At 45.1% G+C, this 656-nt stretch carries 1 protein-coding gene; it reads right to left on the bottom strand.

Features of this window, described 5'->3' with window-relative positions:
• Positions 1-656 (bottom strand): hypothetical protein (locus HUK38_RS14695; RefSeq protein WP_202985589.1); only part of this gene is annotated, 656 nt, incomplete at both ends.

The raw sequence follows: 656 nt of genomic DNA, 5'->3' as shown, positions 1-656 counted from the left end.
ACGGTGAATCGTGCGTTCGGATAAATACTCGGTAATTTCCGGCCGCGTGTAATACGCCCCAAACGCCTTCTGGTTAATATACTTTTCAAAAATATACCCCAACACATCGGGATTGATTTCATTATCCTGCCCGCCCGGCGTATCATCCAAATGCCACGAATAACTGCCAAATAACTTAAATAAATTGGCAAATGCTTTATCAGGAATACGAATTGACGCGCCGTATTCCAACTCCAGCGAATGCTGTAAAAATAACCCGCCATTCAAAAACACAATATCGCCAATGAGCGCCTGCGTCGCCGCGCTCCGTTCATAGGCCGGTTTCGCAAATCCTTCAAAAAACAACGCCTGCAAAAACTCGCTGTAAAATAAATCCTGACCGCGCCGGCCACTCGCTGCCAATTGATCCAACAAATACCGACTATTGCCCTTATCTAATAATAATTTGCATTGCAAAAACCAAATAAACATCAACCGATTCATTAACACCGACGCCAACCAGCGCCGCTCGTGTTCATTCGGAATCCCATCAATCAATTCGACAAATTCTGTGCGTTTTTGAGCAAACTCTTTGAAAAATTTCTTGGTAACTTTTTCAATATCCAGCGCCGCCGTCAAGCGCTCGACTAATTGACTGAGCGGAAACTCCCCCTGCG

This window comes from Thiospirillum jenense, assembly GCF_014145225.1.
Taxonomy (GTDB): Bacteria; Pseudomonadota; Gammaproteobacteria; order Chromatiales; family Chromatiaceae; genus Thiospirillum; species Thiospirillum jenense.
This window is presented reverse-complemented; position numbering and strand designations above follow the sequence as displayed.